Here is a 24,353-nt window from a genome sequence, read left to right as displayed (position 1 = left end):
AGTACAAATAGTACGGCAAGGCTAGGCAACGCCGTACTGGTTTAAAGTTAATCCACTATAAATCAATGAATATAACCAGAAGGTCAATATGATGGAAGTACAAGATTGGGGCGGCGGTTTAACTCAACATGAGGTTGATGCCATTGAAAAAATCAAACAGGCTTTTCAAGCTTCTGAAAATAACAAGAAAGTAAAAGGACAGGGATTTGACACATTAAAATCTCTGAAATCCATTTTCCCTTGGAAAGGATACTCAGGCTTTCGTTTTGCTGATGTGGAAGAACGTAAAGAAGGTGAGTTTGATTTGGTTATTGTTACCCATTGCAATGTGTTGATTATTGAGTTGAAACATTGGAATGGCGAACCTATTACCAATAATGGACTACGTTGGTATAAAGGGAAAAAAGATATGGGGCATTCACCCGTTGAAATTACCCGAAAAAAGATGTTCCTGTTAAAAAATAAATTAGAACAATTTCGTGGACAGTTTGCCAACTCAACGGAAAGATTCCCTATTCCAAAAATTGAATTTTTGGTGGTTATGACAGGAAATTCGGATTTTAGTAGATTATCTGACAAGGAAAAAATGAATGTTATTAGCTTAGAGGATTTTTTAAAGTTGGCTGATAATCAAAAATTTATCAAGCAATTTGGCACATACACCAAATATTCTGATAATTGTACTTTAAATAAGAATTTTTCTATTTTTGATGAAATTTTTTGTACCAATAAAAACAAAACTAAAAGTATCAGTATTGGTGGATATTACGCAGAAGACGGAGCTATTTTTTCCCACCCTAAAGACATTTATCAAGAATATCTTGCCCAAACCGAGAATAAAAAGCACCAAGACCAAGCCTTATTGCGCCGTTGGGATTTCACTAAAATCAACCGCCCTGAAGCTCAAACGCCTGACGGGCGTTATCGCCTAGTCAGCCGTGAATACGATGTATTGAACCATATTAAATTACAAAATAAAGACTTGTATCACACATGCTTGAATTACAAATCTACGCCGCAAAAAGGCGAAATTACGGCGGAACATATTGATTTATTTGAGCTGTTCCCACAGCAAAAACGTTTTGACCAATTTGTCGGCGGATACAATGGTGAAAATTTAAGCACGAAACGCCGTTTGGGATTAGTGCAATTATTGTTGGATAAATTTGCCCAGTTACACAAAATCGGTATTGCTCATCGTGATTTGGGTAATCACAGCATTTGGTTGTCGGCAGATGACAAAATTACGCTATCGGGGTTTGCAACCGCCTATTTTTCATCTGAAGAAACGGTTGGCGACATTCGTGAGATTTTGGAAGTCTCCGGCGATTTGGCAAAATCTCATTTTCCACTTTCAGACGACATCAAACTCACACCATACCAATATGACGTACGTTCTTTGGCTGTTTTGGCATGGCATATCATTCAGGCAAAACGTATTACATCTGATACGCTTGACGAAATGAAAAATAAATTACCGGATGAAACTACATGGTATGCTGAAATTTTGCGTGAGTCATTGTCAGATGTGCCTTTTGAAAGTTCGGTGGATTTCTTAAACAAATTTAATCAAACCAAACCTGAACAGGCGGTGGATTTTTCATTTGATTTTACAAAATTAGAGCCGTTCACACATGACATCAACCATTCCCGTGCCTATCGTGAAGATGATGATTTTATTGTAGAAACCAGTGAGAAAGAAGTTTACTGTTCCAATGGTTTGTTGATTAAAGCATGGCTGAATACAGACCCGCAAACCGATAATTCAAAAGCCAGAGTAGTTTTGAATTGGCTGGAAAATATGGCAAAACTGGCAAGTTTGTCGCCCGATTATGTGCCAAAAATCCGAGAATTCGGTATTGCCAAGAAATCAGGCTGCCTTTTTGCAGCAAGTGATTTTATTGACGGGCATACTTGGCAAGATATTTGCAAACTTGGTTTATCGGATAAACAAAAACAGGCTCTTATCCATCAATTTATTCAAAACATTGAACATTTACACAGTCTAGGTTTTACACATGGCGATTTGAAACCTGACAATGTATTAGTAACGACCGATGATGACTCTGCTCAGCTACATATTCTAGATATATTTGATTTCTCTCCAAACGGGCAAAGTCAGTTCAATACTGAGTATTCGCCGGAATTCGATCATCCTACCGAGAAACAACGCGATAATTTTGCCGTAATGAAAATGGCGTGTGAATTATTGGGTGTTGAATGGAATAGGCCGTCTGAAAGTTTTGCCGATATTTCCGAAGCCTTGCAGCAAGAATATTCAGACAGCCAAACTGCGTTTATTTCATTGACACGTTTTAAAGAGGCACTCAATCCCAAACCAGCTACGCCAATGATTGATATCACAGTGGGCGGGCGTGAGTCGTTTTTGCCTATTTCAATTTATCCTGAAAATGGTGAATTGTTTGTTCAATTTAAAGAAAGTCAAAAATATCCAAATGAAGAAATAGATATTACATTTATTGGATTAGGCGGAAAATTTACCGCTTTTTATACCATTGCTGAGCAACGATTCCGACACGGATTATCTCCATTTGAACGCTATCATATTAGTCGAAATGATCGTGATGATAGCAAATGTAGTTTGCAAATCGGTTTGAATATCACACATAGCAATTATAGCAACTTAGATAAACTGAATGATTTCATTGCGGGCAGTACAGAATTTAAGAACTCTATTATTCAATTTGTCCAAGAGCACTTTTTCAAACAGCCTGAAAAAGAACAAGCTGAAAATAACGAGAACTTTGAAGCCGAACCTATTGATATTATTGCAGAAGAAACAGTTATCGAACAACGTCCTAGGATTAAAAAACTTTGGCAGGCAATTTTAGATACTGAAACCGAAGCTTTACCTTCTATTACTGCCAGCGAAGCATTGCAAAAAACAGAAAATGGGGTCTGTTATATTCCCTATGACGGTGAAATCAGTCCGCTAGATCAATTCAAACGGGATGAAGTTGTTGAGGCTATTGGAAAAAGTGAAGATGGAGAAAAAACCTTTAAATATGGCGAAGTAGATATTGTGCAAAGCCAGTTGAATGAATTACACCTTAAGCCCAAAAGTTTACGTAATTCAGCAAGTAATATTCAAGCAGATACGCCAATTTATTTGCAAAGTAAACAGAACAAAGCGTCTTACACTCGCCGTAAAAACGCATTACAACGTATTTTAGACGGTGAAAGTACGATTAAAAACTTGACTGATTATTTTGATGAACATTGCGTCTTGCCGTCTGAAAAATATGATATTCATATCAGCAATGAAGAATTTAAACGCTATGACCAGCCTGAAAAAAATATAAGTCTGAATGAAGCACAACGTATTGCCTTTCAACGTTTGATTGCCAATGGACCATTATCCTTATTACAAGGTCCGCCGGGAACAGGGAAAACAGAATTTATTGCTGCATTTGTACATTATTTATTTGATGTGCAAAAGGTTCGAAATATTCTACTGGTCAGCCAATCACATGAAGCAGTCAATACTGCTGCCGAACGTATCCGTAAACACTGTCAGCGTTTGGGAACAGATTTGCAACTGGTGCGGTTCAGTAATCGTGAAATTGCCGATTCCGAAATATTGGAAGATGTGTTTTCACCCAATTTAGTTGGACAAAAACGGGCACAGTTAAATGTGAACAAGATTAGCAATATTTGCCAGCTTGGACGCAGCATGGGGCTGCCTGAAAATTATTTGCGCGAACGAGCCGAATTAGCATTTGATATTGGCGTGCAAATTCGTCGTTATCAAAAAATTGTTAAATCATCAAAAGGTGAAACCGTTGATGAAGATGAAAAACGCTTACGCAAAAAATTAGAAAAAAGCATTAAAGAACAAGCCCAAGCAATGGGGCTACATGAATTGGTTGAAATTGACGAAATTCTGCCAAAATTTATCAGTGAATTGGATCACAAGCATAATATTCAGCCGATTGAAAATATCCAAGCAGGTAAACTGATTGATTTAACCCAAGATATGCTGGAAACCCTATCTAACGAACGCACCAATTATGATGAATTTTTGGCTCGTTCCCGTCAGCTTGTGATTGGCACTTGCGTAGGTATCGGGCAACGCCATATCGGCATTGCCGATAATCTTTATGACTGGGTGATTGTAGACGAAGCCGCACGTTCTATTTCCAGTGAATTGGCGATTGCCATGCAGTCAGGTACGCGCATTCTGCTGGTTGGCGACCATAAACAACTACCACCTTTGTATTCTGAAGAACATAAAAACGCACTTGCCCGCCGATTAGGGATTTCCAAGCGCGGTGAGGAATTAGACCAAGCATTAGGCAGTGATTTTGAACGCGTTTTCCTATCCGAATATGGAAAGCAAACTTGCGCTACACTCAAAACACAATACCGCATGGCTCCTGCGATTGGCAGTTTGGTGTCAGCATGTTTTTATGAAAATGTTTTGGAAAACGGTAAAACTGACAATGATGTGCCTAATATTTATTTCAGGCTACCTGAAAAGATAAAATCCTGCGTAACATGGTTAGATACAACTTCGTTAACAAATGCATATCATGAACCAGCCAAAAATGGTAGTTTGTCCAATCGAGCCGAAGCCGATGTAATTATTGGGATATTACAAGACTTGGCAAACGATGAAACGTTTATGAATAGTGAACCTGTAAAAAAATGTTTGGAGAAAAATGAACAAGCCATTGGTGTGATTTGCATGTACGGCGAGCAGAAAAAACTAATTCGTAAAAAATTCAATGAACGCAGTTGGAATGACGACTTCCGCCGCTTAATTAAAATTGATAGTGTAGATAGTTATCAAGGTAAAGAAAACCGCGTGATTATCTTGTCGTTGACACGCTATGACAAAACATACAGCACAGGCTTTTTACATTTGCCAAACCGTATTAACGTAGCCTTGTCTCGCGCAATGGATAAACTGGTGATTGTCGGCGCAAAAACCGTTTGGGAGCAGCCGAAAAACAGCAAAACTCCATTGGCAAAAGTTTTACGTTTTATACAAAAGCAAAATAATCCGCAAGATTACACAATTAAGATATTAAAAAACGGAGCCAAAAAATGAGTGAACAAAAAACACCTTATAATCAAATAGATTTTGTGGTTAAAGCTCCGCGTTTTCGTATCGTATTTTCGTATATGAGCGATAAAGGTGTGGCGTTTGTGCGTGAATATTTGTTGCGACTTTTGAAAGTAACACCGTGCAAACCTGCACAAATTGCCCAATACTTTGGTTTTAATCAATATGAAACCGAAGTCGCTCTTGCTGATTTGGAGAGCAATAAATGGATTATTTGGCAGGATAACGGCTTGATTGCATTATCGGCAGAAGGGCAGAGACTGTTTCAAGACAATCAGGAATCACCCCATATTCCCACTTTAAAAGAATTTGGTGGTGAATATCGTATGGAATTATTAGATAGTAATTTTCTGAAAAAAAACGACTGTGATAAAAATCGTCAGCAAGCCATTGAGTTAGTCATCGAACCCAAGGTGTTATCAGAAAGTAGCGAAATTGCACAAAAAACATTTCAAAATCGCTTTCGCCAGCTAATAGAAGATGAAATTGTTGAAGTTAAAAATGAAGTAGGTGAAATTGAAAAGGATATTTCACTATATAAGATTGATGTTATTGAACCCAAAGGTGCGCCTGATTATTTCCGTTTCACGCAACAATTCGAGTTATTGCCTGAAACAGGACAAGCTAAAGAACGCAATGATGTGCCGATAATTACTCATCAAGAAAATATTCAGCAAGCCATTACTGCACAACTGGAGCAATTTGATAGTCATGATAATTTGCGTCAACTGCGTAATAGTATGGCAGAAATTACTGATGATGATACTTTGAAGGTGCTATTCGGCGGAATATTGGACTTTAACGAATTTTTAAAAGTTTATCAGGAGCATGAACAACAAAATGGCTTGTATTTTTTAGGACAAATTTATCATCAAGAACCCTTGTTCGAACAAATCAATAAAATTTTAGATAACTTAAACAAAAAATCACCTAAAAAACTCTATTGGTTGGTTCCAAGCGATATTTACTGGGGAAAACAACGGAAAATTCATGATAAAATTCAAAATCTAATAGATAAACAAAAAAATGGCTATGATTTTCACCTGTACTTACCTTTGCCTTCCGAACGAAATCAACATGAAAAACAAGAATGGCTAAATCACTTTAAAGATATATCAGATAAAGTACTTTACGGATTCTGTGAAGGTTTTTTAGATGGAAATACTGAAATTCTATTTCTAGAAGATAAATTTGCTGTTGTTTGTTATCACGCAAAACTATCTTCTTATCCTGTGACATTGCCTATCGGGTTTATGACTACCGATATTAAAAAAATAAATCATATTATAAGATTGGCTAAAAATTATCTAAATTCCGCCCTATTCCCTGATAGAGATGAAGATGAAATAAGACAAAAAGACTTTGGTTTGTTAAAACCATAGCAGCATAATCTTTATATATACAATGGACAAACTCAAAGTCCTAAAACACTTCTGCTCCGCCGCCGAATCCACCTGCAAAACGGCGAACTTGTAGAACCCCTCCCCGACGTCCCGCGCCGCCCGTGGCAACTCTACATCTACCGCCCGCAACGCACAGTAACTTCCGGGCGCGTGTTAAAGGTGTTCGACTGGCTGACGGAGGTGTTGCGGGAAATGTATGATAAAAAGGCTACTTGAAAATCAAGAAGGCTCAAGCGACATTCATCGTCTGTTTCCGCTTGCCTTCAGGTCGTCTGAAAACACATTTACAAACTCAAACATCAGAATATCAATACCCAATACGGCTCATGCTGAGATCCGATACTCCGGACAGATTTAGCATCTTTATTATGTCTCAACCCAAGCTGCATTTACCGATTTGAATCGGCTATACTACCGCCTTTCCTTAAAACACACATCGTCATGAGCACCAAAAAATTTCCCGTCCCCCTCAGCTATTTCAGCATGCCGTTGGGGCTTTTCGCGCTCGGTTTGTCGTGGCGTTACGGTGCGCGTATCGGGCTTTTACCGAATTGGGCTGCGGAAACGCTGTTAACTGCCGCTTTCGTGCTTTGGCTGCTGCTGGTTATTGCCTACATCATCAAAATCCGTTTTTTCCGCCCCGAATTTTTGCAGGATTTGCGGGATTTGGTGCAATGCTGTTTCATCAGCGCGATTCCGATTACCACGATGCTGGCAGGTTTGGCAGCCTTACCCTACCAAACGCTACTGGCAAAAGGGTTGATTTTGCTCGGAACGGCGGGACAGTTGGCATTTGCCATGTACCGCGCAGGCGGCTTGTGGCGCGGCGTCCATACCCTTGATGCCACCACGCCGATTGTTTACCTGCCCACCGTTGCCACCAATTTTGTCAGCGCGACCGCAATGGCGGCATTGGGTTGGTCGGATTACGCTTGGCTGTTTTTGGGCGCGGGGATGTTTTCATGGCTTAGCTTGGAAGCCGCCATATTGAGCCGTTTGCGCACCGGCACACCCGTCAACGCCCCTGTGCGCGGTATTGTCGGCATTCAGCTTGCGCCCGCTTTTGTCGGCTGTGGCACCTATTTTGCCGTATCGGGCGGGCACATCGATACCTTCTCGCTGCTTTTAATCGGCTACGGCTGCCTGCAATTCCTGCTACTGCTGCGCCTTCTACCTTGGATGCTGGAGAAAGGATTCAGCCCCAGCTTTTGGGGTTTCTCGTTCGGTTTGGCGGCAATGACAGGCTGCGGTTTTCATTTGATTGCCGAAGAGCGTTTACTGTTTTTAAGCTATTTCCTCGCCACCGCAGGCTCCGGCTTGGTGATGTTGCTGTTGCTGGCGACTTTGAATTTAGCGAGACAGGGACGGTTGTTGGTTAAATGAAAAATCGTGCGATTTAAAGGCGTTATAAAACGGACATGGATACGAACATGGTTTTAGGTCGTCTGAAAACTACATTTGGAAATTCAAACCGATGAAGATAAACCCTGAAAACGGCAGCATCATCCTGCCGGACGGCAACATTATTGGCGCACGCACCACGCTTGATGACTGGATTGCATCCTTCCCAAAATCCAGACCGAATCATCTGCAAGCGGGAATAACATTTTTCAGTTTGTCATTTACCAAACAGTCCGAACAATACACCCTTACTGCCCAGTTCGAGCAGCAGCGGCTGGAGCGCTTATCCATATTCTTCTGCCCGATAGGCGAGGACAATAGCTGGGCAGCATGGTCGGAAGAGCGCGAATTGCAACGTAGAAAACAGTTTGATCGATGGCTGGATAAACAACTGGGCGATGCCCCTTGCTCCATTGAAACATCGGCAGCAGGCAAATGCCGTCGATTTGCATGGGGCAATGCGAGCGCGTACTACCACAATAAAGACGGCAGTACGATGATCGCCATCAGTTATCGCTGAACGCCTTTCAAAGGATGCCCCATGCACTACCAATCGCTAACCGCCGCGCTGGAACAATATAGCAGCAGCCTGACCCAGAATCCCGCCTCCCCCGACAGCCTCGCCCTGCATATCGACCGTCAAACGCAAGGCTGCCTGAAACTCCACACACCCGACGGTATCAGCCTCAGCCTGACTTGCCACGACGAACCCGTGTTCTGGTCGTTCTTCAGCCACGATTTATACGACGTTTACCTCGTCCGCAGCTACGCCGAAAGCTGGCAGGCATACCAGCCCGTCGGGTACATCGGCAGCCGCGTAAACGAACATATCGCCCGCCTGCCCGCCGCAGAGCAAGGCCTGTTGTGGAACAAATATTTCATCGAACAACTCGCCGCCCACGACACAGGGCTGCTCGGCATCGGCGAATGGCATTTCAACTACCGCCCTGCCCAAACCCTGCCGTAGCGATGGGGCGAATGCCGACACGACACCACCGTAGTACAACCCGAAACCGACAAAAACTACGCCCAATGGCTGTTTTCAGGTAGCCGTTTCGACGCGCTGGACAACAATTTCTACATCCAAGCCGAACGCTTCATCACCCTGAAAACCCACCACGCCGAAGACGGTCGTCTGAAATATTGGCGCAAACGCGCACGACAAAACCAACTGCCGCCCGTCTTGGCGTACGAACTCCCTGCCCTATCCAACCGCCGGCTGATTTTAGACGGACACCTGCGCCTCGCCGCCGCGCTCACCGAAGGGCAACTACCGCCCATCATCGCCATTCAGGCCACCACCGCCCGACACAGCCGGCAAACCGCCGCCGAACGTGAAACCGCAAAAGCCGCCGCCCTGTCGCAATACGAAAAAATCGCCCAACAAACCAACAACAATCCCCAAGCCTTAAACGCCGTCAGCCAGCACATCGTCCACGCTTTCGATACCCGCCCCTACCTGCTGCACACCACCCGCGCCGCCACCGACATCGCCCCGAAAACCTGGCTGCAACAACTGCAAACCTACGCCGCGCAACACGGTTTCGCCGAAGAATTTGAACGCGTTTGGACAACCGAATCATGGCCGATGAAACGGGTAGCCGCTTTTGGGGTCGTCTGAAAGCGCAGCTTCAACGAAGTTAAAACGAAGTTTCTGCGCAGTCAAAAGGCTACCTGAAAGCCCAAAAGCAGCCTGCACTTTGAAAACAAGGTACAGGCTGCTTAGGGTAATGTGTCGTTTATCAATCCAGTTTCACGATTTCTCCGTCTTCTGGAACGTTCACACGGCTCTCAATGCCTTGACCGCGTATAAATTTACGCATATCGGCGCGGCTGACGGCGGTATGATTCACGGTATCCATGTGTACGGTGATGATTTTGGCTTTAGGCATGACTTGGCTGGCTTTTAATACATCAGCCGTCCCCATAATAATGCCGTCTGAAATGCCTGAAATCAGCGCGTATCCCGTGTTCATAATCAGATAATCGGGTTTGTAGCGGTTCAATGCTTTGTTTACATCTGCCGTCCACACAGTATCACCCATAATATAAGCGGTTTTATGTCCGCTGCTTTGGAATACCACACCCATTGCATCGCCTAAGATTTCGGCTAGCTGAGGGTTGGCATACATGGCTTCTGTACCGTGTACGCCGCCGGTTTTGCTGATGGTTACGCCGTTGAAGACAGTGCTGCCGTTCAATACGCGTACATCAGCAAAGCCTTGGCTGCGGATTTTTGCCGCGTCGGCTTGGTGCTGCACATATACGGGCAGGTTTTTCGGAATGGAACGTGCGGCGGTTTCGTCCCAATGGTCTTCGTGAGTATGGGTAACGATAACTGCATCCACACCGTCCAAAATTTTATTCACGCTCATCGGTAGCCCGACCAGCGGCATTTTGGCTTGGTTATTGAACGTGCCGGCAAAGCCGTTCATGGAATGCTTGGGGGCGAAAAACGGGTCAATCAAAAACGTCTGCCCCGCATATTCGACCTTGGCGGTAGCGTTACGGATATGTTGGTATGAATCGTCTGCCCAAGCGGAAAAGGCTGTCGCACCCAAAACAGTGGCAAGAATAAATTGCTTGAATTTCATGATGTTGCTCCTTAAAAAATCATGGAGCGTATTTTAAGCAGCAGGTGCATCGGCTAAAATAGGCAATATTGCCAATAAACGTAAGTATAGTGCCAAAATGTCGTCTGAAAACGAGCGTAACGAGTTTCGCCAAAATCAAACTGTTCCCAAAATCGTGCTATATGCTCAATCGGGCATGAATGATTTTGTCTTCAACATTCCCTTTTCTGTTTTTCAGACGACCTATCGGGACAATCCGCTCTTTGACCTGAAGATCTGTTCCGATGACAGCAAAGACGTCATCACAGCACTGGGCGCAAGCATTCCCGTACACGGCGGCTTGGATTTGACGGAAGAAGCCGACATCATCGTCATCGCAGGCTGGCGCAATATTGAAGAAGCCCCGACACCCGAGTTGAGCGCACATTTACAGAAAGCAGTGCAACGTGGTGCGCATATCACCGCTCTATGTTACGGCACTTACGCCCTTGCCTACACAGGACTTTTAGACGGCAGAACCGCCGCCACCCACTGGCTCGCCGAAGACGACTTTGTCCGCCGTTTCCCTAAAATTCATCTGGATACTAACCGCCTATATGCGGAAGACGGCAACTTTTTAACATCGGCAGGTGCGGCGGGCGGGCTGGATTGCTGCCTGTACCTCATCCGCAAAATCTACGGTGCAACCGTTGCCAACGACCTTGCCCGTACCTTGGTTGCGGCACCACACCGCGAAGGCGGGCAGGCACAGTTTATCCACCGACCTGTCGAACGTCGTACCGCCGATGACAAAATCAATCACTTATTGGACGAACTGCGCCAAAACCTTGCGACCCCATACCGCTTGGACGATTTGGCAAAAAAATTAGCTGTTTCCCGCCGAACCTTTATCCGCCATTTTTCTCAAGCCACAGGCATGAATTTCGGTGAGTGGCTCACAACAGAGCGGCTATGGCAGGTACAGGATTTGTTGGAAAATACGGATTTGCCGATAGAACGCATCGCCGAACAAAGCGGCTTCGGCAGCGCGGCAAACCTACGTTTGCAGTTCAAAGCCAAGTTTAAAATCAATCCGAATGCCTGGCGGAAAGTATTTGGCAGATAGCTCGCGTTAGTCAATCCAAGATACCTGGGTGCAGGCTGCTTTGAAGGTCGTCTGAAAACAGCCTGCACTTGCCACTTGCTGTAACCGCATGATATTTCTAAACTACCCTTCCCCACTTTTAAAGAAACGCCCATGAAATCCAAACTATCCGTGCTTACCATCTCCGCCCTTCTCGCCGCCTGTTCTGCCGTTCCGCATCATAACGAACAGGCGAAAGCCCTGCTGGACGAAGGCATCGCCCTGTATCAGAAGCACGATTACCGACACGCCAAACGCTATTTTGAGCAGGCGCAGCAGGCGGGGCATATGAAAGCGCCGCGCTATCTGGGTTTGATGTATCTGAACGGCGAAGGCGTCGCCCAAAATGCGCAAACCGCTTTCGCCTACTTCACGCAGGCAGCCGAAGCGGGCGACATCACGGGGCAATACTGGTTGGGCTATTGTTACGAAAACGGCGTTGGTACAGAAAAAGACATGACCCAAGCCGTGCGCTGGTATCAAAAATCCGCCACACGCGGCGACCATGTTTCCCAGCCCGCCATTGACGCGCTGAACCGCTTGGGCGTAAAAACAAATTAACCGTTTCCCTCAATCTTTCAAGGAGTTTCCATGAAAAAAACCATCTCCGTCATCGCCGCCGGCCTGCTACTGGCAGCCTGCACCGCCACGCAAAACACCGCTGAAAACAGCACCGCCGCCCAAAGCGCGCAAAATCCCGCTTGGGACAAACAATACGGCGGTGCAGACAAATCCTACGACAGCCACCTGCTCGCCCTGCGCGAGCAAATCGCCCCTCGTTTTGAAGTGCTGACCTTCAAAGACCCGCAAACGGGCAAAGAAATGCAGTACAACCTGTACACGCCGAAAAATCTCGAACCCGGCCGCCAATACCCGCTGGTAATGTTCATTGCCGACGCCAGCACGGCAGGCAAAGGCGTGAAAGCCCCGCTGATGCAGGGCTACGGCGGCATTATTTGGGCTACCGACGAAGCGCAGGCAAAACATCCCGCCTTCGTCCTCGTGCCGTCCTACACCGAAACGGCGGTCAACGACCAATGGCAAACCTCAGACGAAGTCGGCATGACCCTGCGCCTCGTCAAAAGCCTGATGACCCAAAAACCGATCGACTCCGACCGCGTTTACACTACCGGCCAATCCATGGGCGGCATGATTTCCTTTTATCTCAACAGCATCGAGCCGAATTTCTTTGCCGCTTCCATGTTCGTCGGCAGCCAATGGGACATCAATGTGTTGAAACCGCTGACGCAGGCGAAATTCATCTACACCGTTTCCGCCGCCGACCCGAAGGCATCGGCAGGTATGGCGCAAGTCGGCGAAATGCTGCAACAAAACAAAGTCGCCTACGCCGAAACCGAGTTCTCCGCCAAATTGCCGCAGGCGGAACAAGACGCAAAAGTCCAACAAATGCTCGTCCAAGGCAAACGCATCAACTTCATCCGCTTCACGCCGAATACGGTGATTCCAGAAAACAGCACCCACAAAGGCGCGGAGCATATGTATTCGTTTGATTACGCCTATTTGCTCGAACCCGCCCGTGATTGGCTGATGCAACAGAAACGGGGGAAATAAGTCTTTTGATTTGAAGGTCGTCTGAAAAAATCTTCACACCGGTTTTCAGACGACCTTTACTATAGTGGATTAACTTTAAATCAGGACAAGGCGACGAAGCCGCAGACAGTACAGATAGTACGGCAAGGCGAGGCAACGCCGTACTGGTTTAAAGTTAATCCACTATACTTCTAAAAGGTCGTCTGAAAACCGTTCTCCCCTAAAGCCACTTTTCAGCTATCCTTAGCCTATTTCGACCCAGCAAGTAGATCAGATTAAAAACCCAACTTCCACCAAAATCTCTGCCTAACCCGCCGCCGTTTCAGACGACCTACCAAAGTTTTCGGAACATGAGCCGCGCCGCTTTGTCGAAGTTGCAAAGGATATTTATGATGCAGCCTGAACATACTCCCTTAATCGAATTCAAAAACGTCAGCAAACGCTACGACAACCACACCGCCGTAAACGAACTGAACCTGACCATTTACCAAGGCGAATTTTTCGTGTTGGTGGGCGGTTCGGGCAGCGGCAAATCGACCACGCTGCGCATGATTAACGCGCTGACCGAGCCGACCGACGGCGATGTTTATTTCAACGGCAGGCGTATCAAAGATTACGACATCCGCAGGCTGCGCCACCGCATTGGTTATGTGCTGCAACAAATCGCCCTGTTCCCCACCATGACCGTGCGGCAAAACATCGAGCTGATGCCCGACATTTTGGGCTGGGACAAATCGAAGCGCACATCGCGCGTGAACGAACTGCTCGAGCTGGTCGGTATGCCGCCCGAAACCTACCTAAACCGCTATCCGCACGAACTTTCCGGCGGCGAACAGCAGCGCATCGGCATCCTGCGCGCCATCGCCGCCAAACCCGACATCCTGCTGATGGACGAACCCTTTTCCGCCCTCGATCCGCTCGCCCGCGCTTCCCTTCAGGAAACGGTTTCCCTGATTCACAAAAAACTCGGCACCACCATTGTTTTCGTTACCCACGACATGAACGAAGCCGCCAAGCTCGCCTGCCGCATCGGCGTAATGCACCAAGGCAGGCTGATTCAAGTCGATACGCCGCAGGATATTCAAAACCATCCGGCAGATGATTATGTGCGCTCCCTGTTCGGCGCGGCGCAGCCGGAAAACACCGCCTCCGCCGACGAAGTCATCAACCTTTACCGCCGTTTGGATGCAGACGGCAAAGCGCGGGTAAGGGAACACTGGGCAAAAGAAGAAAACAAAGAAAATTAGAAACAGGGTCGTCTGAAAACGTCAAAATGGTTTGAGGCAGCTTGCGATATTTGTTTGAACGCTGCCGAAACGTCGTTTTCAGACGACCTTTTCCCAATCTGTATCCCGATATTGTTATAATCCGAGCTGTCCGGACAACCACCGATTTATATCCATATGAACACCTTCATCCTCCACGACACACGCCCTTATCCACAAACTCCGGTTAAAAACCATTTACTGGTAAACGCCTCCCTGCTCGCACACGGCACGACCGCCGCAACCCGCAAGATCGCTGTGGGGCAGTTGCAAACCGAAATCCGCAGCCAGCTCCATCAAAACTACTACGTCAACCTGTCCGTCGCCATGACCATGGCACCCGATGCGGAGACCTACAACGCGCTGATACAGAGCATCAATCAAGTCTTATCCGCCGAAAACGACGACGAAGCCCAATGGTTCGCCCTGCCCGTTGTCATCGTCGCCGGCTGCAAACAGGAGCGCACGCTGTCCCTGACGCTGCCTACCGAAGCACTGACCGCCTGCTTGTCCAACTATCCCCACTTGCGCGCCTTAACGCAAAACACCCAATGGCTGCCCTTCCTCGCCCATTCAGACGACCTCAGCGGCATCACGCCTGAACAATGGTGGAATGCGAAACAAAACAGCGAATCCGCTGCCGCATTCCTGCAAACCTTTGAAGACAAACCGCTGATTTGCCCCGAAGGACAATCTGTCCACGTCGTTTACGCGCTGGGCTACGGCGATAAAAACCTGCAAACCGCATTGGGCGTCAACCTGCAACAAGCAGGCCTGCCGCTGATGCAGGTTTGGCAGGAAAGCCTTGCCGCCGACGGCGTTACCCTCTTCACCAATCCGCTGTCCCCGAACACCCCACTCCAAGCCCTGACCGATGGCAGCCACACCCGTCAGCGCATGGCGATGGACGTGTTCGCCACCAATGCCATCCGCGCCATCCGTATGCAAAGTCCGCGCGTCGGCGTCGTCATCGCCGCAAGGGCGGGCGGGCAGATTCTGTTTGGCTTCAACGCGACCGACAGCGCGTTTGAAGTCGTCCCGCAAGTGTTCGTGTGGAACCTTTCGTCTTCCGACAACATCGCCGTCATCCAACACAACTTCCTCGACCTGATGGCAGAATGCCGCGTCGAGCATATCCGCATCCTGCACGACGTTTTGCCGGAAAATGCCGACCTGCCGACCTACGCGCAATCCCTGTCCCTAGACGGACACAACCCATTCTTCTCCGAACACGCCTAAACCGCCTATGAAAAACCATTCCGTACTCTTCGTCTGCCTCGGCAACATCTGCCGCTCGCCCATGGCGGAATACGTCCTGCGCCACCGCGCCCGCGAAGCAGGCGTAGCCCACCGCGTCCGCACCGACAGCGCAGGCACATCCGGCTGGCACGACGGCGAAAACATGCACCAAGGCACGCGCAAAACCCTCGCCACCCACGGCATCGACAATCAAGGTTTTACCAGCAGCAAAGTGCGTTCCGAAGATTTCGATGAATTCGACTTCATCATCGCCATGGACGACAACAACCTTGCCGAACTGGAAAAAATGTTCGGCAAACACCCTGACAAAATCTTCAAACTCACCGACCTCATCCCCGAAAGCGGCTACCGCCACGTCCCAGACCCGTGGCACACCGGTGACTTTAACGAAACCTTCAGGCTTGTGGACGCAGGCAGCGTCGCGCTGCTGAAAAAGCTTGGCTTGGTTTGAATCGGTTGACACAACATTTAAAGTTGAACACAACTCAGTAAAAAAGGTCCTTGGATTCGGATTTCAAGTGCAACACTAGTGTATCAGCGGTTTGAACAGATTCAAGAATAAAACACTTGGCGTTTCGTAGCCAAGTGTTTTTCTTGGCCGGTGGTTCAACTCATCTTGAACCCTGCGTATCTCCCGATCACTGATGTTGCGGAAATCGGTTTGCTTGGGGAAATATTGCCGGATGAGTCCGTTGGTGTTCTCATTCAGCCCTTTCTCCCACGAATGGTAAGGGCGGCAAAAATAGGTTTCCGCCTTCAATGCTTTGGCTATTTTGGTGTGTTGGTAAAATTCTTTACCGTTGTCCATGGTGATGGTGTGCACTCTGGCTTTATGTGCCCTTAATACCCTAATGGCTGCCAGAGCAGTGTCTTCGGCTTTGAGGCTGTCCAATTTGCAGATGATGGTGTAGCGGGTAACGCGTTCGACCAAGGTCAGTAATGCGCTTTTCTGTCCTTTGCCGACGATGGTGTCGGCTTCCCAATCACCGATGCGGGCTTTTTGGTCGACGATAGCGGGTCGGTTTTCTATGCCGACGCGGTTGGGCACTTTGCCTCCGGTCCATGTGCTGCCGTAGCGTTTGCGGTAGGGTTTGCTGCATATTCTGAGGTGTTGCCACAAAGTGCCGCCGTTGCTTTTGTCTTGGCGGAGGTAGCGGTAAACGGTGCTGTGATGGAGCGTGATCCCGTGGTGTTTGCGCAGGTAGGCGCATACTTGTTCGGGACTGAGTTTGCGGCGGATAAGGGTGTCGATGTGTTGAATGAGCTGCGAATCGAGCTTATAGGGTTGTCGCTTACGCTGTTTGATAGTCCGGCTTTGCCGCTGGGCTTTTTCGGCGCTGTATTGCTGTCCTTGGGTATGGTGCCGCTTGATTTCGCGACTGATGGTGCTTTTGTGACGGTTAAGCTGTTTGGCGATTTCGGCGATGGTGCAGTGGCGGGACAGGTATTGGATGTGGTATCGTTCGTCTTGGGTCAGTTGTGTGTAGCTCATGGCAATCTTTCTTGCAGGAAAGGTCGTATGCTACCGCATACTGACCTTTTTCTGTTATGGAAAGTTGCACTTCAAATGCGAATCCGCCGTCGTCTGAAACCTCAAATTTGAGTTTCAGACGACCTTTTTCTCTATCTTTATTTATGCAGGCTTATGAGGGCTGTCCGATTTTCTTGACCTTTTTAGCATTCAAACGCGCAATAATCATCAAACAGGAGACAACGAAATAGACACCAGCAGCAAACATAAACAGCATACTTATCAAGCCTTGCGCCATGTCTCCGCAACACGGCGGCGTCGAATTGCTCCAATACCAAAACAGATACAAGCCATTAAAGAGCGATGTTACCAAAAGAGAGGCAAGAAAATATCTCTTGAAATAAAGATAGGGCAGGCAGAGAAAAAATTGCACCAACAAAGCAAATCCGGCAACTTCGAGCGCTTCTTTCGGTTCATTCGTCCCTAAATCAAAATATTGCGCCCAAGCATAAGACCAGACGGTCATAGCGACTACAATCACAACCGCCACGGTCAATAAAGAAAAAATCCGCTGTTGCGTCTCTTGAAATTGGAAAACCACGATCGTTCAAACCTCCTTAAAGCGGCATTTTCAAGCCCATTTATATTAAGGGTTCGATTTTTATTCAAAACCCTTATTCAGTCAACATGACGCCGCTGATTTCAACCCGCCTTTTCAGACGACCCCTCGATCTTTTGCACAACAACACCATCAAACCGCACTCGCCGCCCCATGCGCCTTGGTTTCCTATACAATATCGCGCAATACAAACCTACCCTACCACCATGTCCAAAAAAATCCTCATCGTCACCCCGAGCTGGATCGGCGACTGCGTCATGACCCAGCCGCTTTACCGCCGCCTGCACGAACTCCACCCCGGTTGCACCATAGACGCATTCGCGCCCAAATGGTCGATGGCGGTGTTCGAGCGTATGCCGGAAATCAGCCGCGTCATCGAAAACCCGTTCGGACACGGCGCGTTGGAACTGAAAAAACGCTGGCGAATCGGGCGCGAACTGGGCAAACAAGGTTACGACCAAGTCATCGTCCTGCCCGGTTCGCTCAAATCCGCCCTCATCGCTTTCGCCACCGGCATTAAGCAGCGCACCGGCTACGTCGGCGAATCGCGCTATCTGCTGCTCAACGACATCCGCAAACTCGACAAAGCCGCCCTGCCCCTGATGGTCGACCGCTATACCGCCCTCGCCCACCCGACGCAGGCGGACTTCAACGGACATTCCGATAACCCGCGTTTCACCATTTCCTCCGAAAGCCGCGTCGCTGCCCTTGCCAAATACGGCTTAAACACCGATAAACCCGTTCTCGCCTTCTGCCCGGGTGCGGAATACGGCCCCGCCAAACGCTGGCCCGCACGCCATTTCGCCGAACTCGGCCGCCGCTATCTGGCTGAAGGCTGGCAGGTTTGGCTGTTCGGCTCGCAAAAAGATTTCGACATCGCCGAAGAAATCAACCGCCTTTCAGACGGCCTCTGTACCAACCTTTGCGGCAAAACCAACCTTTCCGAAGCGATCGACCTGCTCTCCTGCGCCGACACCGTCGTCTGCAACGACAGCGGCCTGATGCACCTCGCCGCCGCCCTCGACCGCAAACTCGTCGCCGCCTACGGCTCGTCCAGCCCCGACCACACCCCGCCCTTGAGCCAAAAAGCCAAAATCGTCAGCCTGCACCTCGAATGCTCGCCCTGCTTCAAACGCGAATGCCCGTTGGGACACACCGACTGCCTGAACAAACTCACGCCGGACATGGTTCAAAAAGCGGCGGAGGAATTGGCGCAAACGGAATCTGAATAAGCCATCAACCGAAAAATTCTAAATCTGCAACAAAACCATACGACAAAAGGTCGTCTGAAACCTTATTCCGGTTTTCAGACGACCTTTCAGATGCTCAAAATCTGGATATTTAATCTTGCAATGCGGCGGCGATTTCGTTGCGCAGTTTGTTTAAAAACCTGCCGTGGCGCACCCATTGGGCGGCGGCTTCATGATCATTCCCTGCAAAAGCGGTTCGCAAATCTTGATACAGCTTGTCTTGTTCGCCGCTGATTTCTTGATCCAACGCGCGCAGGGCTTCGTTGTTTTGCTCCATTTGCGCATCCATCAGCGTTTCGCGCCATTCCATTTGCTGCATGAGAAATTCGGGAGCGAAAGAGGTATGCTCCGGCGCATCGGCATTAATGCCCTGCGCTTTCAGAAGATACGCGGCGCGGTCGATGGGATTTTTCAAAGTGCGGTAGGCATCGTTGATGGTGGAAGACATCATCACTGCCTGCTTTTGCTCGAAGGCGGAGGCAGAAGCGAATTTGTCGGGATGAAAACGGGCAGCCAAGGCGCGGTAGGTTTGCTCCAAGTTTTCGGCATCGATATCGAAAGTGGGTTCAAGCTGGAAGAGTGTGAAATATTGAGACATGGCAGGATAATTAATGTGAAATTTTCGGCAGAAGCCTGATTTTGCCTTATAATCCGCTGATTCTTAACCAAAAGGACTGAATATGAGCAGTAAAGTACAGCACAATAAAGGCAAAATACGCGACAATGCTTTAAAAGCCTTAGTGAAATCCGATTTGTTCCGACACAAGGTCGAACGAAAAAGAAAAGGCAAAGGCAGCTACAACAGACAGGAAGCGAAAAAATGGCGGGACGGTTTTGATACTGTCCCGCCACTTTTTTGTCTTAAACGTGAAAGCTCTCGCCGCAGCCGCAAGAGTCTTTGACGTTCGGGTTTTCAAATTTGAAACCTTCCTGCAAACCTTCTTTGGTGTAATCGACCTGCGTTCCGTCCAGATAAACCAAACTTTTCGGGTCGATATAAACGCGCGCGCCGTGTTCTTCAAAAATCAGGTCGTCGTCGTTGACTTCATCGACAAATTCAAGGTTATACGCCATGCCCGAGCAGCCGCTGGTTTTTACCCCCAAGCGCACGCCCAAGCCTTTGCCGCGCTTGGTCAAGTAGCTGTTGATGTGTTTGGCTGCGTTTTCTGTGATGGTAATCATGCTTCTTTCCTTATTCGCAATCATTGTCTTATTTTGCCTGCTTTCATTTTCAGACGACCTATTGCCTTTCAGGTCGTCTGAAAACGCTGTTTTGCCCACTCTATCGCGGCGGAAACGGCTGCTTTTGCCTGCGGACTGTTTTTCCAACAAGTCGAGCCGGTCAGTTTTGCTCCTTGTTCCAAAATGTCTTCCAAATCTGCTGCCGCCAGCGTGGCAACATCATCCAAACCCATTTGCTGCAAACGCTGCAATACGGTTTTGCCTATGCCTTTGACGGCAAGCAGGGATTGGGCTTCTTCATCGGTAAAAGGCATGTTGTCTCCTTCAATTTTCAGGCATATCGACTAAATATAAGCCTACAGCTTATCGCCCTCTCCCTAACCCTCTCCCGCGGGGAGAGGGGATAGATTGGCAGGCAGTCCCAAATTCGGCGACAACTTCCAAACGATTAAGTTTTTGTGCCCTTATCCTCTTCTTCACGAGAGCAGGCATGTCGTCTCCTTTGATTTTGCAGGCGTATTGACTAAACATAAGCCTACGGCTTATCGCCCTCTCCCTAACCCTCTCCCGCGGGGAGAGGGGATAGATTGGCAGGTAAGTCCCAAATTCGGCGACAACTTCCAAACGATTAAGTTTCTGTGTCCTTGTCTTCCACCTCTAAGTGAGAAGGGAACAAGCCTTCGAGTTTACTTTTTCCGGAAACCCTAAGACTTTCAGGAATCCTACAAACGTCTGCCGACAAAGCGCCAACTGAATCGGTTTATTTGTTTTCCTGACGTTTGCGATAGTCGGCAACAGCCGCTTTTACCGCATCTTCAGCCAAGATGGAGCAGTGGATTTTTACCGGCGGCAGCTCCAATTCTTCGGCGATTTCGCTGTTTTTAATTGCCAGCGCATCATCCAAGCTTTTACCTTTGACCCACTCGGTAATCAGGCTGGACGAAGCGATGGCGGATCCGCAGCCGTAGGTTTTAAATTTCGCATCTTCGATGATGCCTTCGTCGTTCACTTTGATTTGCAGGCGCATGACGTCGCCGCAGGCCGGCGCACCGACCATACCGGTGCCGACAGACTCGTCGTTTTTGTCGAAAGTACCGACGTTGCGGGGGTTTTCATAGTGGTCAATTACTTTATCGCTGTATGCCATGATGTGGTTTCCTTAATGTTTTTTAATGGTTTCAGTGGTTTGTTTACTGGTTTTCAGACGACCTAGAATTTAGATTTTGCACGCGCCGCCTTCGCAGCCGTCATCGTTTTCCGAATCGACGCCGCCTTCCACGGTAACGCCGTCAAAATCTTCAAGCAGGTTATCGAGATTGTCCAAATCTAAATCTTGTTCATTCATGGTTTTGTATCCTTGATTTTAATGTGGTGTCTTTTAGGTCGTCTGAAAAGGTCTTTCTAGTTTTCAGACGACCTTTTTTGTTTTCAGTATGTGCTTAGGTGGGTTGTTATACTTAATGTTACCTCAACCACACATGACAACTTGATTTAACTTCAAAAAATTTCTCAATATTATCTCTATCTACTTTTGAAATATTTGATATTAATCTTCCCATGAAAGCAGTTTTCAAAGTATTTGTAGATGCCTTGACAATTTTATGAAATTTTCTCGCCAATTCAAAAGTAAATTGCTTTTCCAAAAAAATATATTTATCTCCAAAAGTATTTAACTCAAGCACCTTTTGAGAATCTACCTGCGTCAAAGTACCACCCGTATGAACAATAGAGTGTCTTAATTGCCACAAAACTTTTAGTTTGTTAATAACATCTGGTTCATATATATTACCTTTTCCTGTAAAGATTTTAAAATATGAATTAACAGAATTAGGGTTATGCCAATCATTCATTGCATCAGCAAGTAGAAAACCAACTGAAATATTACTAAAATTTCTATATGCTGCTAATTTAGAAAAATTTATATCTATTTGTGTAGCGTTTCTTAAACTTTTTTGCACATTACTGATATCAAATTCCTTTAAATAAACAGAACGTTCAAATGCCCCAGCAAATAAATATCTCTGATAAGTTTCAAAATGTCCCATTACTGTTGGAAGCATTGCTTGTACAAAATGTTGTAATGCATCTGCACTTGCTTTTTTATAATTACCATCTTGTTTTTTAGGAAAATGGTCAATGCACAATTGGACTGCATCCTTAGTTTCAATTGTATACTTTAAAAAAGCTGAAGCAGGGGCTATTAAATAGTCATTATGTCCTACGTGAGTTGTACATCCATGATTTAAGATATATTCATGAAACTCTTTTGAGCGAACTGGCATATTTTTCCTGAGAAATTTGAAAAAAGCATAAATTACCTAACATAAGACACGAATCAAAACATCCGCGCCCCCACACAAATGTAGATTCCTTTTAATGCGCCGCCCATTCAATCGAGTTCAAATCAATCCCGTCTTTGAACATTTCCCACAGCGGAGACAGTTCGCGCAGTTTGCCGATTTTGGATTTGATCAGTTCGGCGGCGAATTGCACTTCTTCTTCCGTGGTCATGCGGCCGAAGGTGATGCGCAGGGATGAGTGCGCCAGTTCGTCGTTGCGGCCGAGCGCGCGCAGGACGTAGCTGGGTTCGAGCGAGGCGGAGGTACAGGCGGAGCCGCTGGATACGGCGAGTTCTTTCACTGCCATAATCAGGCTTTCGCCTTCGACGAAGTTGAAGCTGACGTTCAGGTTGTTCGGGGCACGGTGTTCGAGGTCGCCGTTGATATAGACTTCTTCGATGCCTTCGATGCCTTTGAGGAAGATGTCGCGCAGTTTGCGGTAGTGCGCCATGTCTTGCTCGAGTTCTTCTTTGGCGATGCGGAAGGCTTCGCCCATGCCGACGATTTGGTGGGTGGGCAGGGTACCGCTGCGGAAGCCGCGTTCGTGGCCGCCGCCGTGCATTTGGGCTTCGAGGCGGACGCGAGGTTTGCGGCGGACGTACAGCGCGCCGATGCCTTTGGGTCCGTACACTTTGTGGCCGGACATGGACAGCAGGTCGATTTTGGCAGCTTCTACGTCCACAGGCACTTTGCCGCAGGCTTGGGCGGCATCGACGTGGAAGATGATTTTGCGTTCGCGGCAGATTTCGCCGATGGCGGGAATGTCTTGCACTACGCCGATTTCGTTGTTTACCCACATTACGGAAATCAGGATGGTGTCGTCGCGGATGGCGGCTTTGAGTTCTTCCAAATCAATCAGGCCGTTTTCCTGCACGCCAAGGTAGGTTACTTCAAAACCTTGGCGTTCGAGTTCACGCATGGTGTCGAGCACGGCTTTGTGTTCGGTTTTGACGGTGATAAGGTGTTTGCCTTTGGTTTTGTAGAAGTTTGCCGCGCCTTTGATGGCGAGGTTGTCGGACTCGGTCGCGCCGCTGGTGAAGATGATTTCTTTGGGATCGGCGTTAATCAGGGCGGCGATGTCAGCGCGAGCTTTTTCGACGGCCTCTTCTGCTTCCCAGCCGAATGCGTGGCTGTTGGAAGCGGGGTTACCGAAGGTTTCGGTCAGATAGGGAATCATTTTTTCGGCAACGCGTTTGTCAACGGGGGTGGTGGCGGCGTAGTCGAGATAAACGGGGGTTTTGACGGTCATGGTTTGCTCTTTCTTTTTCTGTAATGTACTTAATGGATATGTGTAAATTGGATGACGTGGCTGCCGTCATCGCTGTTTTTCTGTTCGATGATGCTTTGCAGGGTAACGCTGCTGAGGTAGTCGTTGATGGTTTTGTTCAGATTTTCCCAAAGGTCGTGCGTCAGGCAGGGCGCGCCGTGGTAGCAGTTGGCTTTGCTGCTGCATTGGGTGGCGTCCAGCTTGTCTTCGGCGGCGGAAATGATTTGGGCGATATTGATTTGTGCGGGAGGGGCGGCGAGGATGTAGCCGCCGCCGGGGCCGCGCAGGCTTTCAACCAGCCCGGCGCGCCGCAGTTTGCTGAATAGTTGTTCGAGATAGGAAAGCGAAATGCTTTGGCGTTCGCTGATGGCGCTGAGTTTGACAGCACCGGTTTGCGCATTCATCGCCAAATCGATCATGGCGGTAACGGCAAAACGCCCTTTTGTGGTCAGTCTCATGGTAGTTGCCTGTGTCGGCTTTTTTATAGTGGTGCGATTGTCTAATATCTGAGTGTTTCAGTCAAGTATATTCACGAGACTTCCGATTGTTTGTTTAAATGA

26 protein-coding genes and 1 pseudogene are annotated in these 24,353 nt (G+C 47.6%); 15 read left to right on the top strand and 12 right to left on the bottom strand.

What is annotated here, in order from left to right:
* Nucleotides 1–88 precede the first annotated feature (88 nt).
* The 5 genes from AAG834_RS00925 to AAG834_RS00905 all read left to right on the top strand — a co-directional run bounded on the left by AAG834_RS00925 (nucleotide 89) and on the right by AAG834_RS00905 (nucleotide 8,860).
* Nucleotides 89–5,074 carry an AAA domain-containing protein gene (locus AAG834_RS00925; protein ID WP_342030972.1) on the top strand — a complete coding sequence of 1,662 codons (4,986 nt, stop codon included), beginning with the start codon at nucleotides 89–91 and terminating at the stop codon, nucleotides 5,072–5,074.
* Complete coding sequence (locus AAG834_RS00920) at nucleotides 5,071–6,471, top strand: hypothetical protein (protein ID WP_342030971.1); 1,401 nt, start codon at nucleotides 5,071–5,073, stop codon at nucleotides 6,469–6,471. Before AAG834_RS00925 ends, AAG834_RS00920 begins: the two co-directional genes overlap by 4 nt.
* 462 nt (nucleotides 6,472–6,933) lie before the next feature.
* Entirely contained in the window at nucleotides 6,934–7,875 is a 942-nt protein-coding gene (gene tehA, locus AAG834_RS00915) for a dicarboxylate transporter/tellurite-resistance protein TehA (RefSeq protein WP_342030970.1), read from the top strand.
* A 91-nt stretch (nucleotides 7,876–7,966) separates the two neighbouring features.
* Nucleotides 7,967–8,413: a hypothetical protein gene (locus AAG834_RS00910; protein WP_342030969.1), complete on the top strand. Its 447-nt coding sequence runs from the start codon at nucleotides 7,967–7,969 to the stop codon at nucleotides 8,411–8,413.
* Nucleotides 8,414–8,434: 21 nt separating this feature from the next.
* Nucleotides 8,435–8,860: a hypothetical protein gene (locus AAG834_RS00905; RefSeq protein WP_342030968.1), complete on the top strand. Its 426-nt coding sequence runs from the start codon at nucleotides 8,435–8,437 to the stop codon at nucleotides 8,858–8,860.
* A 75-nt stretch (nucleotides 8,861–8,935) separates the two neighbouring features.
* Here the strand turns inward: AAG834_RS00905 and AAG834_RS00900 are convergent, their stop codons facing one another.
* Nucleotides 8,936–9,058, bottom strand: a complete 123-nt coding sequence (locus AAG834_RS00900; RefSeq protein WP_342030967.1) for a hypothetical protein — start codon at nucleotides 9,056–9,058, stop codon at nucleotides 8,936–8,938.
* 18 nt (nucleotides 9,059–9,076) lie between these two features.
* Between AAG834_RS00900 and AAG834_RS00895 the strand changes: the two genes are divergently transcribed.
* On the top strand, nucleotides 9,077–9,514 hold the full coding sequence (locus tag AAG834_RS00895) for a hypothetical protein (RefSeq protein ID WP_342030966.1): 438 nt from the start codon (nucleotides 9,077–9,079) through the stop codon (nucleotides 9,512–9,514).
* 121 nt (nucleotides 9,515–9,635) lie between these two features.
* On the opposite strand, the gene AAG834_RS00890 is transcribed toward AAG834_RS00895, so the two are convergent.
* Nucleotides 9,636–10,487 (bottom strand): MBL fold metallo-hydrolase, encoded by an 852-nt coding sequence (locus AAG834_RS00890; protein WP_342030965.1) that lies wholly within the window; start codon nucleotides 10,485–10,487, stop codon nucleotides 9,636–9,638.
* Nucleotides 10,488–10,584: 97 nt separating this feature from the next.
* On the opposite strand from AAG834_RS00890, the gene AAG834_RS00885 reads away from it, so the two are divergent.
* The 7 genes and pseudogenes from AAG834_RS00885 to AAG834_RS00855 all read left to right on the top strand — a co-directional run bounded on the left by AAG834_RS00885 (nucleotide 10,585) and on the right by AAG834_RS00855 (nucleotide 16,116).
* Nucleotides 10,585–11,571, top strand: a complete 987-nt coding sequence (locus AAG834_RS00885) for a GlxA family transcriptional regulator (RefSeq protein ID WP_342030964.1) — start codon at nucleotides 10,585–10,587, stop codon at nucleotides 11,569–11,571.
* A 132-nt stretch (nucleotides 11,572–11,703) separates the two neighbouring features.
* A complete protein-coding gene (locus tag AAG834_RS00880; RefSeq protein WP_342030963.1) occupies nucleotides 11,704–12,150 on the top strand; it encodes a tetratricopeptide repeat protein in 447 nt (148 codons plus the stop codon).
* Nucleotides 12,151–12,180: 30 nt separating this feature from the next.
* Nucleotides 12,181–13,161: a carboxylesterase family protein gene (locus AAG834_RS00875; protein ID WP_342030962.1), complete on the top strand. Its 981-nt coding sequence runs from the start codon at nucleotides 12,181–12,183 to the stop codon at nucleotides 13,159–13,161.
* A gap of 57 nt (nucleotides 13,162–13,218) precedes the next feature.
* Nucleotides 13,219–13,329 (top strand): annotated as a pseudogene (locus AAG834_RS00870) (IS5/IS1182 family transposase); the annotation flags it as partial.
* Between the two features lie 200 nt (nucleotides 13,330–13,529).
* On the top strand, nucleotides 13,530–14,387 hold the full coding sequence (locus tag AAG834_RS00865; protein WP_342030961.1) for an ABC transporter ATP-binding protein: 858 nt from the start codon (nucleotides 13,530–13,532) through the stop codon (nucleotides 14,385–14,387).
* Between the two features lie 156 nt (nucleotides 14,388–14,543).
* Entirely contained in the window at nucleotides 14,544–15,644 is a 1,101-nt protein-coding gene (locus AAG834_RS00860) for a conjugal transfer protein (protein WP_342030960.1), read from the top strand.
* 7 nt (nucleotides 15,645–15,651) lie between these two features.
* On the top strand, nucleotides 15,652–16,116 hold the full coding sequence (locus AAG834_RS00855; RefSeq protein ID WP_342030959.1) for a low molecular weight protein-tyrosine-phosphatase: 465 nt from the start codon (nucleotides 15,652–15,654) through the stop codon (nucleotides 16,114–16,116).
* 75 nt (nucleotides 16,117–16,191) lie between these two features.
* Here AAG834_RS00855 and AAG834_RS00850 read toward each other — a convergent pair whose 3' ends face one another.
* Nucleotides 16,192–17,157 (bottom strand): IS30 family transposase, encoded by a 966-nt coding sequence (locus AAG834_RS00850; RefSeq protein ID WP_342030958.1) that lies wholly within the window; start codon nucleotides 17,155–17,157, stop codon nucleotides 16,192–16,194.
* Nucleotides 17,158–17,308: 151 nt separating this feature from the next.
* Nucleotides 17,309–17,737, bottom strand: coding sequence for a hypothetical protein (locus AAG834_RS00845; protein WP_342030957.1), 429 nt, complete (start codon nucleotides 17,735–17,737; stop codon nucleotides 17,309–17,311).
* A 224-nt stretch (nucleotides 17,738–17,961) separates the two neighbouring features.
* Here AAG834_RS00845 and waaF point away from each other — a divergent pair, with 224 nt between their 5' ends.
* A complete protein-coding gene (gene waaF / locus AAG834_RS00840) occupies nucleotides 17,962–18,987 on the top strand; it encodes a lipopolysaccharide heptosyltransferase II (RefSeq protein ID WP_342031013.1) in 1,026 nt (341 codons plus the stop codon).
* A gap of 109 nt (nucleotides 18,988–19,096) precedes the next feature.
* Here waaF and hscB read toward each other — a convergent pair whose 3' ends face one another.
* The gene (gene hscB / locus AAG834_RS00835) at nucleotides 19,097–19,603 is read right to left on the bottom strand and encodes a Fe-S protein assembly co-chaperone HscB (RefSeq protein ID WP_342030956.1); all 507 of its coding nucleotides are present in this window, start codon (nucleotides 19,601–19,603) and stop codon (nucleotides 19,097–19,099) included.
* A gap of 82 nt (nucleotides 19,604–19,685) precedes the next feature.
* Between hscB and AAG834_RS00830 the strand changes: the two genes are divergently transcribed.
* The gene (locus AAG834_RS00830) at nucleotides 19,686–19,907 is read left to right on the top strand and encodes an alternative ribosome-rescue factor A (RefSeq protein WP_049229048.1); all 222 of its coding nucleotides are present in this window, start codon (nucleotides 19,686–19,688) and stop codon (nucleotides 19,905–19,907) included.
* Here AAG834_RS00830 and iscA read toward each other — a convergent pair.
* From iscA to iscR, 7 genes are all read right to left on the bottom strand, one after another.
* On the bottom strand, nucleotides 19,867–20,187 hold the full coding sequence (iscA, locus tag AAG834_RS00825; RefSeq protein WP_039855777.1) for an iron-sulfur cluster assembly protein IscA: 321 nt from the start codon (nucleotides 20,185–20,187) through the stop codon (nucleotides 19,867–19,869). The two genes, AAG834_RS00830 and iscA, sit on opposite strands and share 41 nt — an antisense overlap.
* 68 nt (nucleotides 20,188–20,255) lie before the next feature.
* Nucleotides 20,256–20,501, bottom strand: coding sequence for a recombinase RecA (locus AAG834_RS00820; RefSeq protein WP_003742348.1), 246 nt, complete (start codon nucleotides 20,499–20,501; stop codon nucleotides 20,256–20,258).
* A 446-nt stretch (nucleotides 20,502–20,947) separates the two neighbouring features.
* On the bottom strand, nucleotides 20,948–21,334 hold the full coding sequence (gene iscU, locus AAG834_RS00815; RefSeq protein WP_003674559.1) for a Fe-S cluster assembly scaffold IscU: 387 nt from the start codon (nucleotides 21,332–21,334) through the stop codon (nucleotides 20,948–20,950).
* Between the two features lie 69 nt (nucleotides 21,335–21,403).
* The gene (locus AAG834_RS00810) at nucleotides 21,404–21,532 is read right to left on the bottom strand and encodes a hypothetical protein (protein ID WP_002234986.1); all 129 of its coding nucleotides are present in this window, start codon (nucleotides 21,530–21,532) and stop codon (nucleotides 21,404–21,406) included.
* 118 nt (nucleotides 21,533–21,650) lie between these two features.
* A complete protein-coding gene (locus AAG834_RS00805; protein ID WP_342030955.1) occupies nucleotides 21,651–22,469 on the bottom strand; it encodes a hypothetical protein in 819 nt (272 codons plus the stop codon).
* A gap of 91 nt (nucleotides 22,470–22,560) precedes the next feature.
* Nucleotides 22,561–23,775, bottom strand: a complete 1,215-nt coding sequence (locus AAG834_RS00800) for an IscS subfamily cysteine desulfurase (protein WP_003764834.1) — start codon at nucleotides 23,773–23,775, stop codon at nucleotides 22,561–22,563.
* A 29-nt stretch (nucleotides 23,776–23,804) separates the two neighbouring features.
* On the bottom strand, nucleotides 23,805–24,251 hold the full coding sequence (iscR, locus tag AAG834_RS00795; RefSeq protein WP_003742341.1) for a Fe-S cluster assembly transcriptional regulator IscR: 447 nt from the start codon (nucleotides 24,249–24,251) through the stop codon (nucleotides 23,805–23,807).
* Nucleotides 24,252–24,353 lie beyond the last annotated feature (102 nt).

The organism is Neisseria sp. Marseille-Q2251 (assembly GCF_940793045.1).
Classification (GTDB): Bacteria; Pseudomonadota; Gammaproteobacteria; order Burkholderiales; family Neisseriaceae; genus Neisseria.
The sequence above is the reverse complement of the archived record's forward strand: the minus strand, read 5'-3'. Positions and strand labels throughout refer to the sequence as shown.

Bases quoted from the DNA above. Each gene is read 5' to 3' on its own strand.
- AAG834_RS00905 (WP_342030968.1), top strand. From the start codon at position 8,435: ATGCACTACCAATCGCTAACCGCCGCGCTGGAACAATATAGCAGCAGC.
- AAG834_RS00830 (WP_049229048.1), top strand. From the start codon at position 19,686: ATGAGCAGTAAAGTACAGCACAATAAAGGCAAAATACGCGACAATGCT.
- AAG834_RS00880 (WP_342030963.1), top strand. From the start codon at position 11,704: ATGAAATCCAAACTATCCGTGCTTACCATCTCCGCCCTTCTCGCCGCC.
- AAG834_RS00885 (WP_342030964.1), top strand. From the start codon at position 10,585: ATGTCGTCTGAAAACGAGCGTAACGAGTTTCGCCAAAATCAAACTGTT.
- hscB (WP_342030956.1), bottom strand. From the start codon at position 19,603: ATGTCTCAATATTTCACACTCTTCCAGCTTGAACCCACTTTCGATATC.
- AAG834_RS00875 (WP_342030962.1), top strand. From the start codon at position 12,181: ATGAAAAAAACCATCTCCGTCATCGCCGCCGGCCTGCTACTGGCAGCC.
- waaF (WP_342031013.1), top strand. From the start codon at position 17,962: ATGTCCAAAAAAATCCTCATCGTCACCCCGAGCTGGATCGGCGACTGC.
- iscA (WP_039855777.1), bottom strand. From the start codon at position 20,187: ATGATTACCATCACAGAAAACGCAGCCAAACACATCAACAGCTACTTG.
- AAG834_RS00820 (WP_003742348.1), bottom strand. From the start codon at position 20,501: ATGCCTTTTACCGATGAAGAAGCCCAATCCCTGCTTGCCGTCAAAGGC.
- AAG834_RS00810 (WP_002234986.1), bottom strand. From the start codon at position 21,532: ATGAATGAACAAGATTTAGATTTGGACAATCTCGATAACCTGCTTGAA.
- iscR (WP_003742341.1), bottom strand. From the start codon at position 24,251: ATGAGACTGACCACAAAAGGGCGTTTTGCCGTTACCGCCATGATCGAT.
- AAG834_RS00805 (WP_342030955.1), bottom strand. From the start codon at position 22,469: ATGCCAGTTCGCTCAAAAGAGTTTCATGAATATATCTTAAATCATGGA.
- AAG834_RS00910 (WP_342030969.1), top strand. From the start codon at position 7,967: ATGAAGATAAACCCTGAAAACGGCAGCATCATCCTGCCGGACGGCAAC.
- AAG834_RS00855 (WP_342030959.1), top strand. From the start codon at position 15,652: ATGAAAAACCATTCCGTACTCTTCGTCTGCCTCGGCAACATCTGCCGC.
- AAG834_RS00850 (WP_342030958.1), bottom strand. From the start codon at position 17,157: ATGAGCTACACACAACTGACCCAAGACGAACGATACCACATCCAATAC.
- AAG834_RS00920 (WP_342030971.1), top strand. From the start codon at position 5,071: ATGAGTGAACAAAAAACACCTTATAATCAAATAGATTTTGTGGTTAAA.
- iscU (WP_003674559.1), bottom strand. From the start codon at position 21,334: ATGGCATACAGCGATAAAGTAATTGACCACTATGAAAACCCCCGCAAC.
- tehA (WP_342030970.1), top strand. From the start codon at position 6,934: ATGAGCACCAAAAAATTTCCCGTCCCCCTCAGCTATTTCAGCATGCCG.
- AAG834_RS00800 (WP_003764834.1), bottom strand. From the start codon at position 23,775: ATGACCGTCAAAACCCCCGTTTATCTCGACTACGCCGCCACCACCCCC.
- AAG834_RS00860 (WP_342030960.1), top strand. From the start codon at position 14,544: ATGAACACCTTCATCCTCCACGACACACGCCCTTATCCACAAACTCCG.
- AAG834_RS00890 (WP_342030965.1), bottom strand. From the start codon at position 10,487: ATGAAATTCAAGCAATTTATTCTTGCCACTGTTTTGGGTGCGACAGCC.
- AAG834_RS00925 (WP_342030972.1), top strand. From the start codon at position 89: ATGATGGAAGTACAAGATTGGGGCGGCGGTTTAACTCAACATGAGGTT.
- AAG834_RS00865 (WP_342030961.1), top strand. From the start codon at position 13,530: ATGATGCAGCCTGAACATACTCCCTTAATCGAATTCAAAAACGTCAGC.